Origin of the sequence: Formosa algae, assembly GCF_001439665.1 — a bacterium.
Lineage (GTDB): Bacteria > Bacteroidota > Bacteroidia > Flavobacteriales > Flavobacteriaceae > Formosa > Formosa algae.
In genome coordinates, this window is sequence record NZ_LMAK01000014.1 from 144,425 (window position 1) to 158,514 (window position 14,090).

Here is a 14,090-nt window from a genome sequence, read left to right on the forward strand (position 1 = left end):
ATTTTAAAGTTTTACTAAAGTTTAAGATTTCATTTAGACTTTTCTTTTAAAAACGATAAAAATTATGCACGTCATCACTTGTTTAAAAACCTTACAACGCCTGTGTAATTTAAACACTTTCTAAATTAGAAGCAGCTTATAAGTTATTACCTTTAAGTTCGACCTAACATTGGATAACAATTAAATCTATGGAACATATTGCCATTATTGGAAACGGAATTTCAGGAGTGACACTAGCACGACACATTAGAAAAAATTCTGATAAAAAGATTACTATAATTTCTGGAGAGACTGAATACTTTTTCTCACGTACTGCACTCATGTATATTTATATGGGACATATGAAGTTTGAGCATACGCAGCCTTATGAAAATTGGTTTTGGGAAAAAAATAGAATCGAATTAAAGCAAGGGTTTGTAAAGCAAGTCGATACAGATACAAAAACACTTCATTTTGCAGAAGGCGATACATTGCAGTACGATAAACTTGTGATAGCGACAGGAAGCAAACCGAATAAGTTTGGCTGGCCAGGTCAGGATTTGGAAGGTGTTATGGGGATGTACCATAAACAAGATCTAGAGAATTTAGAAAAGTATGCACCCAATAAAGACGTTTGTAAACGCGCCGTTATTGTTGGTGGAGGCTTGATAGGTATTGAAATGGCAGAAATGCTTAATAGTCGTGGTATTCCCGTAACTTTTCTGGTAAGGGAAGATAGTTTTTGGAATGGGGTGTTACCGAGTGGTGAAAGTGAAATGATTAATCGTCATATAAAAAATCATCATATAGATCTTAGGTTGTCTACAAACTTAAAAGAAATTGTTTCTGATGCAGATGGTAAAGTAAAATCCATAATTATTGAAGAAACAGGAGAAGAGATTCCGTGCAATGTTGTTGGTCTTACTGCTGGTGTGGCACCAAACATTGATTTTTTAAGAGAATCTGATATTGAAATAGGTCGCGGTGTAAAAGTGAATCGCTTTTTAGAAACAAACCTCCCAGATATTTATGCGATTGGAGATTGTGCAGAACAGCATGAAGCTATAGGGAATAGACGACCAATAGAAGCTGTTTGGTATACAGGACGTATGATGGGAGAAGTTTTGGCACAAACTATTTGCGGTAATAAAATGGAATATAAACCTGGACATTGGTTTAATTCTGCAAAATTTTTAGATATCGAATACCAAACGTACGGTTGGGTATTTAGTGATAGAAATAAGTCGGAATTTGAAGCACATTTTCATTGGAAACATACAGACGATACTAAATGCATTACAGTGGCGTATCACAAAGATACGAATACGTTTTTAGGCATAAATACTTTCGGAATTCGAATGCGTCATGAGGTGTTTGACCGTTGGCTTACCGAAAATCGAGATGTAGATTATGTTATGAATCATCTCGCAGAAGCTAATTTCGATCCTGAATTCTATTCTAAATTTGAAACTGAAATTTTAAACGCCTACACTAACCAATTACAAACTATATAACATGAGTAATAAAATAAATCATAGTATGTCATTGGCTCAACCCGATGCATTAAACATTACTAACACACAAAAAATTGCACTGGCTATAGGTGTTGTTGGCTTATTTATATTGGCTTTGGCACTTTTTAATACTAATTTTCCTAACAAAGGACTGTTTTTAACACTTTCATTAGGCGCCATATTTGGAGGTGTCATTCTATATTCTAGATCGGCGTATCTTACCAAATTAGAGGGGATAAAAAACGACGGTGTTTGGTTTAAATCCATTTCTTCTCGTGGAGTTTTGGGGTGGATGCTTGGTGTGCTGTTAACGACTTTTTATATTGTATTATATTTCTTTCCAACGTATTTAGGCCTTGGTACAAACGGGGAAGCAAACTCAGGTTTAATCGGGTTTTTCGATCCTTTAAGTCAGTTATTAAGTGGGAGAGATGCTAGTCAGTGGTTTGTATATGGCGTACTGTATACTGTGGCTATTTTAGCTTTCGGATATAAGTTTTTATTAAAATACAGACATAATCGCTATCAGCAATTACGTACGGGTTCTGTGATGTTTTTTCAATTGGGTTTTGCCTTTCTGATTCCAGAATTCATGTACGTTATGAATAACGATTTACCGTATTACGACCTTAAAAGTATATGGCCACTTAACTACTATATTTTTGATGAATGGTCTGTAAAAGGATTTCTTTCAACAGGAAATATTGGTATTGCCTTACTCTTATTTGGTTTGTTATCCATTTTTGTAATTACACCTATTTTAACTTATAAATACGGGAAGCGTTGGTACTGTTCTTGGGTTTGTGGTTGTGGTGGTTTAGCGGAAACTGCAGGGGATTCTTTCAGACAGTTATCCTCTAAAAAAATGTATGCTTGGAAAATAGAACGCTGGTTAATACATACGGTATTGGTTTTCTCTATCGTAATGACGGTTGCCATGGTATACTCGTATTTAGGTTATGAAAAAAACGATTTTTGGTTAACCCGAGGTGTATTTATTTCATTAGTCATTGGGTTGTTAACAGTGGTATTTGCTGCCGTAATGTACTTTAAAAGACAAGAGCTAGGTAAAGATGCTAAAATGGGAGCAATTGGTTATGCTGTTGTAATTGCTTTGTTATTAATTATGCACTACACAGGAACTACAGATCATTTATTTTATATAAAAGCAGGAGCTTTACGTTCTGCTTACGGATTATATATTGGTTCTATTTTCTCAGGAGTTATCGGAACTGGGTTTTATCCTATTTTAGGAAACCGTTCTTGGTGTCGTTTTGGTTGTCCTATGGCGGCAATCTTAGGATTCCAACAACGTTTATTTTCTAAATTTAGAATTACAACCAATGGCGGACAATGTATTTCTTGTGGAAACTGTTCTAACAGTTGCGAAATGGGAATAGATGTTAGAGCCTATGCACAGAAAGGTGAAAACATTGTACGTTCTAGTTGTGTAGGTTGTGGAATTTGTTCTGCAGTCTGCCCAAGAGGTGTTTTAAAATTAGAAAACGATTCTATGAAAGGACGAATTAATCCTACAGAAGTACTTTTAGGAAATGATGTAGATTTAATGGATTTACTTAATAATAAATAAGAAGAAGAGTAGTTTTTAACTCTAGTTTAAATTATCAGTGTTTTATACTTTAAAAGGATATTACACTGATAATTTATTCGTTTTTAGAAGTCGTAGTTATGGGTTCTTTTTCTATTTTAATGAAATAGTGAAACGGATGAAAACACATATCCTTAAAAATATTAAAGAGCACTTTTGGGAGTAATCTAAAGTTTACACCTCTAGATTTTAATGCTAAATAGAAGGTGATTGAAAAACTAACAATAAAATTCACCAGACCAATTAGTAAAGCTCCACTAATACCTAGTAACATAATTTTGATACTAAAATCATAATTCATGATCGCAAAACCTAGATTTGCAGAACTAAAGGCAACGTGTCTAATGTCTATTTCGAAAGGAAAAATATGACTGAGTAAGAATGATGATCCTAGAAAAAATCCAAGACTAATATTCCCAAAGAAAGTACCAGCTTTCTTTTCAAAAAAAGTTGCTAAGCGATTACTATTGAAGAATAATTTATTATTACTAATACGGTGTGCTACTTTAGAAGCAATAACTTTATTATCTACATAACCAGAAATTAAACCTGATAATGCTAAGAAAAACCCAGCCATTGCGGCAAAGAACAGCAATTGTGTGTTAGGAAGTATTTTACTAATTAAATACTCGGGCTTCACCATTTTATTCACGTATTGTGTGTCTATTTGCTGTAAGATAAACATTAACCCACAGGCAAATAGTATGGCCATAATAAAGTTTCCCATCACAGAAATAAACTGACTCCTAAATACTTTTCTAACAATATAAATAATACTTTTTATGGAATCGTATTTCATATTCCCTTCTTTATCAATGTTTTTTGCAAGGGTAGTAGCTGTCATTGCAGGCTGTTTAGTCGCAATAATTCCGCCTAATTCTTTTACAATTATAAAACACAAAGCATAGTTTAAGCTATACAATAGGGCATGTGTAAATTCTGTTGCGTCGTAAGAGGTTAAAATTAATTTTATAAATGCAAACAGGGCAATTATGCTTCCGCCAAACAAAGATCTGTTAAAGAAGTTCCAATACTCTTTACGGGTTTCAGCAATATATTTTTCACCTTTATTAGAATTGTGTTCAACAATTTCTATGGCTAATAAATCGGAATGTCTGCTAATATAACGTCTAATACTATCCTTGTGTTTCGCATAGGTAATAAAATCTGTTAAGATGTTTTTCCAATATTTTTCAGAAGAAATATTGAGTTTTAGAAAAAGTAATTCTTTAATTCTTGTGGTATATTCTAGAATTCGTCTTGTTGTAAGCGTTAAATGAAGACTAGTACCAATCTTATTTTTGTTTTTCCTTAAATCGATTATAAGACGCTCTATATCTTTTAATGTGTTTATTAAATCTAAAGTATCTTCTCGTTCGCAATGAGATAAATGATTAATTTTTTCGAGTAAAACTATAAATGGTTCAGTGTTTAATTCTAGATAATCACTTTTAGCCTTAATATTACTGTCTAAACCAAAGGCGACAACTTTAGCACAAAGCGCTTTAATACTTAGATCCAGTTGTTTGGACGTATGACTTCTTGATATGGTTTTAAAATCGATTAGGGATAACACATAAGAAACCGGATTTTCTTTTTTCAGTAATACATATTCCACCGTGTTAGGTTCAGGGATATTAGGTAGTATTTTCCTATAAAATCGGTTTATAATTCCAGAACTAAACCCGTATTCTTCCATAAGTGAATACTTCGTGAAGAACGAATAAAAATTCAAAAATTCTAGGGATTTAGGATTGGTTTCATTTGAAATCATATGTGTTCGACGGTGTTTTTTAAACGATGTCATGATTATTAAACAACAAAGTTTACCAAATACTAAAATAGCGCATATTAAACTATGAATTGTGCTCCATTAATTTATTATTTAACCCAACTAAAAGGCGGCTGAATTCGGTCAAAATTTAATAAGGAATTCACGTCAATAACTAGTGAAAGTGTAGTCTGTTATTTTAGTAATCCCACTAAAATTATAATTTCAAGAAATAATTTAAACGATTTAGATTGTGTACCAATAAATGTTTTGGTCTGATCTTGTATTACAGACAATACTTTTTTATAATGTGTTCTCACCACTTTTTCACTTACTCCAAAAGATTTAGAGGTGTCTTTTACAGATAGATTATGTTCCCAAATCGATTTAAATATATCTTGAGTGAGTGTTGGAAAATCTATTAAAACACGATCTATCATATCTAACATGTCTTTAACCTGAATGTCTTCAATAATATGCAAATAACCGTCTTCGTTTGCCATAGATTCTAAAACAAATTCAGAACCTAAAAATTTAGAAGCAGAAGTACGTAGGTAATCTAACATTCTGTAAGTAAAATAATGGATTAAATAGGTTCTTGAAACTCCAAAGTCGTCTGTTTTAATCGCATGAGATTTAGACCAGAAAATAACCCAGAAATTTTGTACAATATCTTCTGCCAAATCCCTATTTCCTGTACGTTTAGTTGCCCAGTTTAATAATAATTTGGCATACCTATCATAAAAGACTTTAAATGCTTTTTCGTCTTTATTATCATAAATAGCTAGAAGTAAATCCTGATCTGAACGATACATTTTTTTAGGGAGTGCTTTATAACTACAAACATAGTATGTTTTTTAGGCTGAAATTTTGATAAGTAGATTAATAAAATGTTATGATAGGTTTTTTAAAAAGCTACTTTTTACATGATTTTAACTAATTTTTAAATTTAAATAATTGAAATACAGGGCGTTATTTAGCATAACGTTTTGTTAACGGCTGTAGAGGGAAAAAAATAAGACTTGAATACGATATATAGATGAATGCCTAAAAGCACAGATCTATTATATAAATGAAGACTACCAATACAAGAAAATGGTTAGAATTAATTTGGGTTATTAAACTACTAGAGCGCTATTTTGATGGACGTGCTACCGAAAAAGAGCAATATACTATAGAGCAGTGGAACCCTGAATTAAATGAAGACATTATACAAGATACCTTAGAGCCTAATGAAGATACAGAACGTATCTGGAAAAGCATTGTCACAGAACTTCATTTAACGCCAAAAGCTCCTGAAAAGAAAACGATTCAGTTTTACCATTACGCGGCTGCGGCTTCCGTTTTATTACTTATTTCTCTGAGTATTCTGTTTTTTAAACACTCAGATCAAGTAGAACATGCACTGCCTAATACAACGATTGTAAACTCTAAACCTGTAACTGCAGGTACAAATAAGGCTGTTTTAACTTTGGAAGACGGTACCGAAGTGGTACTTACAGATCAAATAAATTACAAAACGAATCAGGTACAGAGTAATGGCGAACAACTTGTTTATAATACGTCTGATATAGATCCAAACACCCAAACTATTTCAGACGTTAAATTTAACTTTTTAACAGTACCAAGAGGCGGACAGTATTATGTGAAATTAGCCGATGAAACTGAAGTTTGGTTAAATTCAGAATCTCAGTTAAAATTTCCAACAGCTTTTGTTGCAGGTCAAACACGACAAGTAGAGTTAGTGTATGGTGAAGCTTATTTTGATGTATCTCCGAGTAGTAAACATGCTGGTGCCAAGTTTAAAGTCTATAACCAAAATCAGAGTGTCGAAGTTTTAGGGACAGCGTTTAATATTAAAGCATACAGAGACGAGTCTAAGATTTACACTACGCTAGTAGAAGGAAAAGTTGTGGTAGACTCTAAAGACAACCATAAAGATTTAGTCCCTAATCAAAAACTCACCTTAAACTTATTGAATAATAATGTAACCATAGCTAATGTCGATGTGCAATCTGAAATATCGTGGCGCGATGGTCTTTTTTATTTTAAAGGAGATTCTTTAAAAGATATTATGAAAATAATTTCGAGATGGTATGATGTCGATGTTCAGTTTGAAAACAAAAATCTTGAAGAGATAACGTTTAAAGGTGTTTTAGGCAAGCATCAAGACCTTACAGAAATACTAGAAATAATTAAAAACCTAAGTATAATTAAAAGCTACAATTTATATGACAAAACCCTCATTCTAAATTAAATAAAAAAGTAAAGGGAATGAAGTTAAGACCGTGCAAAGTAGAAACTATATCCCCTTTTTTAATCACTAATCAATTAAAATTATAATCAATTAATTAACAAATTTATGAAAATTAAATTAAACAGTATTCTCTTTAGTTTTATAAAGAGACTTATGCTAAACATTATGAGAACATTACTTTTTTTATATGTTTCAGTCATTTTTGGTTTTACGCCAACAGACGTGTTATCTCAGAATCCAGAAATCTATATTGAATCCGAAACAACATTAACGGTAGATCAGGTTTTTGAACTCATTATGAAACAGACAGATTACAAGTTTATTTATCAGGAAAGTTTATTTAAAGATCTTCCAGAAATTAATGTTAAACAAGGTGTACAACCTGCAAATGATTTATTAAACAGAAGTTTATCTCAAGGTGATTTTGAAATACAGTTAGAAGCTAATAATACTGTTGTTGTAAAAAAGAACACTAAACGAAAAAAACAGCAACAAATTATTATTTCTGGAGAAGTTTTAGATGAAGCCAATATGCCTTTACCAGGAGCTAGTGTTATTGAAAAAGGCACTAGCAATGGAGTAACTACAGATATAGATGGTAAATTTACACTTAATGTGAGTAGCAATGGTGGTAAAATTTTAGTCTCTTATTTGGGATATTCCACAAAAGAAATCAGCTTAAATGGTGAAACTAATTTTTCTATTACACTTGATGTAGATGCAGCAGGTTTAGACGAAATTGTAGTTGTGGGGTACGGGAGAAAAAAGAAATCAGAATTATCTTCTTCAGTATCTATAATTTCTCAAGAAGAATTAGAAAGTTCAATTAGCTCAACAAATATTCAGGATGTATTACAAGGTAGAGTACCCGGAATGCAGATTTCAGGTACGAGCGGAGAACCTGGTCAAAGTGCCTCTATGGTTATTCAAGGGATGGGATCTTTAGAAGCCGATAGTTCTCCTCTAACTGTTGTAGATGGTATTATTGGGGGACAATATGATCCTAAAGATGTAAAGTCAATTTCTATTTTAAGAGATGCAGCAGCAACTGGTCTTTATGGTTCTCGTGCGGCGAATGGTGTAATTGTTATTACAACTAAAGACGGAAAAGCAGGAGAATTTAAAGTATCTGTAAATAGTACTTTTGGTCCAACTTCTAATTGGGACGATAGAGTAGAAGTGTATGATGCAGAAGGTTTGTATGGGCAATGGTCTACAGCAATGGAAAACCTATATAATTTAAGAGTGTCTGAAGGAAATACAGATTTTACCAGTCAAACATTTGAAGAATACAGAAACAGTGTGGTTCCAGAAAGTGCACTAGATTATACTACAGATTGGACAGATTTATTGTTACGTACAGGATCTTTAAATCAAACGCAGCTTTCTATGTCTGGAGGTTCAGACAGAACTACCTTTTATGTAAGTGCCTCTTTAAACAGAGAAAAAGGAACAGCATTAGATACTTATAATAATCAATACAATTTTAGAGGAAATTTAAGTCATAAAATTTCTGATAAATTAACGACTAATATTAGAATGACGGCACAATACGGTGAAAAATCCGAATTTAATTGGCCGAGCCCTTACACCCAAGCGTATCAGAATGTGCCTTTAGATTCTGCTTTTTTACCAGACGGAGTTACTCCAACACCAGCTATGGATATTAGTCAAGTTCCTATTTGGTATCGTGGTACAGGAGTTAACTATATGCTAGAACGCGAAGAGTCTGAAAATAGTAAAAAATATTGGGGAACGACTCTAATGTTCGAATTGGATTATAAAATAACAGATTGGGCAAGATTTAATACCTCTAACAGAGTGGAACTTACAGGTTCTGATCATTCTATGGCTTATTCAAATATGACATGGGTTGGATATAATTACGATGGGTATATGGAATGGGTTTATAGTTATGGTTTAGGTGTTATAACTTCCAATACGTTACATCTTAATAAAAGTTTTGGAGACCATAATTTCAATGCCATTTTGGGACAAGAGTATAATTATGATCAAACCCGTTATGTAGAAGCTGTAGGTACAGGAATCGTAGGAGATTTAACCGCTTTAAGTTCTGTAGGTACTGCAAGATCTGTAAGCGGAGATCTGGAAGAATCAGGTTTCTTATCGTATTTCGGACAGTTAGATTACGATTACAAAAACAAATATTATTTAGTAGGTTCATTAAGGCGTGATGCATCTTCTGTATTTGGAGAAAATGATCGTTGGGGAACGTTTTATTCCATAGGAGGTAGCTGGATGGTTAATAAAGAGAATTTCTTAAAAGATACCGATTCTTGGCTGGATTTATTAAAAGTGAGAATGAGTTATGGTACTACAGGAAATGCAAATATAGAGTCGTATTTGTCTATGGGAACCTATTCATTCACAACGTCTTCTGGTTATAATGGCGATTCAGGGGCTTGGCCATCACGTTTACCTAACCCAGACTTAACTTGGGAAACGGCTCGTAAATTCAATTTAGGATTAGACATTAGTATTTTTAACCGCGCATCTTTAGAAGTTAACTTTTATAACCGTATAAACGATGACTTATTACAGTCCGTACCTCTAGAGGCCACTACAGGCTTTACAAGTCAGATTCGTAACATTGGGTCTATTCGTAACAGAGGTATAGATTTATCTTTAATTACAACGAATATTGAAGGTGAATTTTCATGGAAAACAAATTTCAATTTCAATATTAATAGAAATGAAGTCTTAGAATTAGAAGGGGGAGAAGATATAATTGATGAAAACATGATTATTAGAGAAGGACATTCTTTAAGAAGCTTTTATTTGCCAGAATATCAAGGAGTAGACACCCAAACAGGAGCACCAATTTATACACGTTGGGAAGATGCAGATGGTAATAAAATAAACGGAAACGATACCACAACACCTGCTTTAGTAACCACTACAAACTATCAGTCTGAGGCTAGTTATATTACAACTTCTTCTGCTTATCCTAAACTGACGGGTGGTTTTGCTAACTATTTTAAATACAAAAATTTTCATTTAAATATCTTAACAAGTTTTGCATTAGGGCAAACGGTTTACAACTATGTAGATTGGAATGCAAGTGATTTTAATACCAATAGATTTAAGCTTACAAAATGGCAAGACTTAAAACGTTGGGAAAATGCAGGAGATCAAGCAGATATACCGCAATTAATATATGGAGATATTTATAATTTTAGCGGAACCTCTTCTTTTTACTTAGAAGATGCTAGCTACTTAAAGATTCAGAAATTAACCATAGGTTACACATTTCCAGAAGCTTTCTTAGGACGAGTATTTAAAGAATTTACGATAAATGCATCAGTAGAAAATTTAGCAGTTATTACAAATTATTCTTTTGGAGATTCAGACATTAGTTTCGAGTATCCGTTTACAGATTCTACACGATACAGTCCAACAAGAAAGTTTTTATTAAATCTAAATTTTAGTTTCTAACCAAACCAAAAAAATAAACATCATGAAAATTATTAAAATATTTATAATCAGCATGTTTGCATTGTGTTTAGGAGCATGTGCTGAAGACGCAATAGAGTTTGAACCAATTAGTCAAATTACAACAGAACAAGTTACGGCATCATTAGACTTGCTTGAAAATGCTGTTATTGGTAATTATGCTTTTTTAAGTTTAGCAGAAGGGAAATATGGTTACGACAGAACACGTTACGATGTCACCGAGTATATGAGCGATGATGTTATTCTGAACCAATGGAGTGGAAATCATTTTTCATACTCTTTAACTTATCAGCCAACTTCAGCGTCAGAACGTTCTCAAGATTTTTGGCAGTATTCTTACCGTGCCATTTACTCTATAAATGTCGTTAATGAAGGTTTAGACGCTTTAGTCGATTTAAGCTCAGAAGAGATGGAGCAAAGAGATCAGTTAAAAGGAGAAAATATCTTTCTTCGTGCCATGTTTTATTTCGATTTGGTGCGTGTTTACGGACGTCCATATTCTCATGACAGTCCAGAAACTAATTTAGGTGTGCCATTAACAAGTACTTCTACAGAAAATGAAGGATTATCTAGAGCATCAGTAAAGGAAACTTACGAGTTCATTGAACAAGATTTATTAGAAGCTGTAAGCTTGTTGGCAGAGAGTAAAAGCAATATTTATGTGTCTAAAGAAGTGGCATATGCTGCATTAGCAAGATTGTATTTATTTATGGAAGATAACGATAAAGCTATTGAATATGCAGACCTTGTATTAAATTCAGGCAGGTATCAATTACTTGACCAAGCCACGTATGTACAATATAATCGTTATGCTCCAGAATCTGTTTCTGAAACTATTTTTGCTGTTAAAAGATTAGAAACCGATAACGTGGGAAGATATATGATAGGAGGAATGATGCATGGAGATGGCGGATATGGTCAGATTATGGTGTCTTCTTCTTATATGGATTTGCTATTTAAGAATCCAAATGATTTGAGAATAAACTTTATAGATCCACAATATGAATTGGATACAGATGGCAACAAAATTGTAGATCCAGATAATGATTACTATGGGTATAAAATTGTAGAAAGTTCTAGTGTACCTCAATATTGGACTTTGAAATTAACTTATCAAGATGATGTTCCGATGCTAACGTCTCCTATCTATTTTAGATTGGCAGAAATGTATCTGATAAAAGCTGAAGCATACGCTAAAAATGGTCAAGATGAATTGGCTTTGGATATGGTAAATGTAATTAGATCACGTGCAGGATTAAGCGGCGATCAGTTATTCAGTACAAGCAATCTTCAGGGGTATGATACGGTTTTAGATATTGTTTTGGATGAAGAACGTTTAGAATTTGCACACGAAGGACACCGTACACATGATGTTTTTAGAAATAAAGGGACTATGGATAGAAGTTATATGTCTTGGCAAGGGTGGTCTGGACCTAGCGAAATACCATATACGTCTAACCGTATACTACATCAGATACCAGAAGTAGAAATGTTGAAAAATGATTATTTAATTCAAAACCCATCATTTTAAGCGGTAATGTTTAAGTGTAAAATTGCACGTATTATATTAAATACATACGTGCAATTATTTTAAAGATTTAAATGGTAAATATAATAAGGTCGGGTAGGTTAACTTAATGTTAGCAATGTTATCAAAACTTTACCATTCTGAATTTAGATAGGGGAAAAACGAATTTTTGATACTTATTATTAAAGCCAAGTTTCATTTAGATCCTAAATATATAATTTTCATTCAACAGAAATTATGATAAAAAAAAGCACCTTTTTACTAGTAATGCTATTTACAGTATATTCCTTTTCTCAATCATTAGATTCGGAAACTGTTAACGTTTCAAAGGCATCTACGGCAACAATCGTAGAACGTGGCCCTTATTTACAGCGTGGTACACCTACAAGTGTTATTGTAAAATGGAGAACCAATGTTCCTACAACATCTGTTGTTCATTACGGAACCGCCTTGAACACTTTAACAAATCTAGCTTCTAGTGATATGTTAAACACAGATCACGAAGTGGTTTTAATAGGTTTAACGCCGAACACAAAGTATTATTATAATATTGGAACAGCTACAAATGTGTTGTCTCAAAGCCAGTCTGGCGATATGTATGTAATTACGGCTCCAACTGCAGGAACAGACCAATTTGTGCGCGCATGGATTCTAGGAGATCCTGGAACGGCGAATGCTTACCAGAGAGAGGTAAGAGATGCCTATTATAATTATGTTGCTACAGATTCAGTAGAAACGGGTAAAACAGATATGATGTTGTTCTTAGGCGATAATGCCTACAATACTGGAACTGATGCCGAATATCAAGAGGCGTTTTTCGATGTCTACCAGCAGATGTTTCAAAAGTCTGTGGCTTGGTCGTGTTTAGGAAATCATGATGGATATTCAGCTGATTCCGATTCTCAATCTGGACCGTATTACGATATTTTTACGTTTCCAACACAAGGAGAATCTGGAGGTACTGCATCTGGAACAGAAGCGTATTATGCTTTCGATTATGCAAATATTCACTTTATCATCTTAGATTCTCATCATTCAAATAGAGAAATTGGTGCACCAATGTATAATTGGGCACTCACAGATATTCAGAATACAAAGCAAGACTGGATTGTAACTTTATTTCATCATCCCGCGTATTCTAAAGGATCTCATGATTCCGATTCTGAAGATCGACTAATAGATATGAGAACAAACTTTATGCCTATGTTAGAAGCAAATGGTGTAGATCTTATTTTAAATGGACATAGTCATTCCTACGAGCGATCTTATTTTTTAAATGGTCACCACGGATTTTCTAACACTTTTAATCCTGAAGATATGAGTAAAGGCGGACATACTGTTGGTCCAACCGGTCACGGAGATGGACAAGCAGAAGGTAATGGTGTATATCAAAAAAGTAAAGACACTCCAGAAGGTGCAGTGTATATTACCACAGGTTCTGCAGGACAAATATCGGGAGGCGATTTAAATCACCAAGCCATGTTTGTGTCTTTAAATGAACTCGGCTCTTGTGTTATGGAAATTGAAGCAGATGGTAAAGGCGGACAAAATCTTATCATAAAGTTTATTAGAGAAAACGGCGAAATTGATGATCATTTCAGTATTAATAAATCAGGAATTTCACTTGAAAAAAATCAATCGTCTCATGTAGAAACAGAATTAGTTCCTGTAAATGGTAAAATTTCAATTGAAGTCAATGCAGATGAACGCCTAAAAAATATCAAGATATTTAATACGCTAGGTAAACGCGTAAAAAAGAGTCGCAAAGGCATTATAGATGTGAGCGATTTGGATACTGGTATATATGTTGTAGAAATTAAAACCAGTGAAACCATCCATTATAAATCGGTTGAAATAGAATAATATAGAGTTTGTTTGATTTTTAGTTTTACGTAAACCTCGATACCGTACTTTTAAAGTATAGTGTTGAGGTTTTTTAATTTATAACTTCTACACAA

8 protein-coding genes are annotated in these 14,090 nt (G+C 33.3%); 6 read left to right on the forward strand and 2 right to left on the reverse strand.

Features of this window, described 5'->3' with window-relative positions:
- Window positions 1-188 precede the first annotated feature (188 nt).
- Both AST99_RS05565 and AST99_RS05570 read left to right on the forward strand, forming a co-directional pair.
- Window positions 189-1,493, forward strand: a complete 1,305-nt coding sequence (locus AST99_RS05565) for an NAD(P)/FAD-dependent oxidoreductase (RefSeq protein ID WP_057780027.1) — start codon at window positions 189-191, stop codon at window positions 1,491-1,493.
- A 1-nt stretch (window position 1,494) separates the two neighbouring features.
- Window positions 1,495-3,084, forward strand: a complete 1,590-nt coding sequence (locus AST99_RS05570) for a 4Fe-4S binding protein (protein WP_057780029.1) — start codon at window positions 1,495-1,497, stop codon at window positions 3,082-3,084.
- Between the two features lie 73 nt (window positions 3,085-3,157).
- Here AST99_RS05570 and AST99_RS05575 read toward each other — a convergent pair whose 3' ends face one another.
- Window positions 3,158-4,876, reverse strand: coding sequence for a hypothetical protein (locus AST99_RS05575; protein ID WP_198151411.1), 1,719 nt, complete (start codon window positions 4,874-4,876; stop codon window positions 3,158-3,160).
- Window positions 4,877-5,067: 191 nt separating this feature from the next.
- Window positions 5,068-5,688, reverse strand: coding sequence for an RNA polymerase sigma factor (locus AST99_RS05580; protein ID WP_057780033.1), 621 nt, complete (start codon window positions 5,686-5,688; stop codon window positions 5,068-5,070).
- A gap of 257 nt (window positions 5,689-5,945) precedes the next feature.
- Here AST99_RS05580 and AST99_RS05585 point away from each other — a divergent pair, with 257 nt between their 5' ends.
- The 4 genes from AST99_RS05585 to AST99_RS05600 all read left to right on the forward strand — a co-directional run bounded on the left by AST99_RS05585 (window position 5,946) and on the right by AST99_RS05600 (window position 13,995).
- Window positions 5,946-7,130: a FecR family protein gene (locus AST99_RS05585; RefSeq protein WP_057780034.1), complete on the forward strand. Its 1,185-nt coding sequence runs from the start codon at window positions 5,946-5,948 to the stop codon at window positions 7,128-7,130.
- A 165-nt stretch (window positions 7,131-7,295) separates the two neighbouring features.
- On the forward strand, window positions 7,296-10,586 hold the full coding sequence (locus AST99_RS05590; protein ID WP_057780036.1) for a SusC/RagA family TonB-linked outer membrane protein: 3,291 nt from the start codon (window positions 7,296-7,298) through the stop codon (window positions 10,584-10,586).
- 22 nt (window positions 10,587-10,608) lie between these two features.
- Entirely contained in the window at window positions 10,609-12,135 is a 1,527-nt protein-coding gene (locus AST99_RS05595; protein ID WP_198151413.1) for a RagB/SusD family nutrient uptake outer membrane protein, read from the forward strand.
- A gap of 234 nt (window positions 12,136-12,369) precedes the next feature.
- Window positions 12,370-13,995, forward strand: a complete 1,626-nt coding sequence (locus AST99_RS05600) for a metallophosphoesterase (RefSeq protein WP_057780041.1) — start codon at window positions 12,370-12,372, stop codon at window positions 13,993-13,995.
- The last annotated feature ends 95 nt before the right edge of the window (window positions 13,996-14,090 follow it).

Excerpts from the sequence above, each read along its gene's own strand:
- AST99_RS05575 (WP_198151411.1), bottom strand. The coding sequence starts at position 4,876 with ATGATTTCAAATGAAACCAATCCTAAATCCCTAGAATTTTTGAATTTT.
- AST99_RS05585 (WP_057780034.1), top strand. The coding sequence starts at position 5,946 with ATGAAGACTACCAATACAAGAAAATGGTTAGAATTAATTTGGGTTATT.
- AST99_RS05600 (WP_057780041.1), top strand. The coding sequence starts at position 12,370 with ATGATAAAAAAAAGCACCTTTTTACTAGTAATGCTATTTACAGTATAT.
- AST99_RS05580 (WP_057780033.1), bottom strand. The coding sequence starts at position 5,688 with ATGTATCGTTCAGATCAGGATTTACTTCTAGCTATTTATGATAATAAA.
- AST99_RS05565 (WP_057780027.1), top strand. The coding sequence starts at position 189 with ATGGAACATATTGCCATTATTGGAAACGGAATTTCAGGAGTGACACTA.
- AST99_RS05570 (WP_057780029.1), top strand. The coding sequence starts at position 1,495 with ATGAGTAATAAAATAAATCATAGTATGTCATTGGCTCAACCCGATGCA.
- AST99_RS05595 (WP_198151413.1), top strand. The coding sequence starts at position 10,609 with ATGAAAATTATTAAAATATTTATAATCAGCATGTTTGCATTGTGTTTA.
- AST99_RS05590 (WP_057780036.1), top strand. The coding sequence starts at position 7,296 with ATGAGAACATTACTTTTTTTATATGTTTCAGTCATTTTTGGTTTTACG.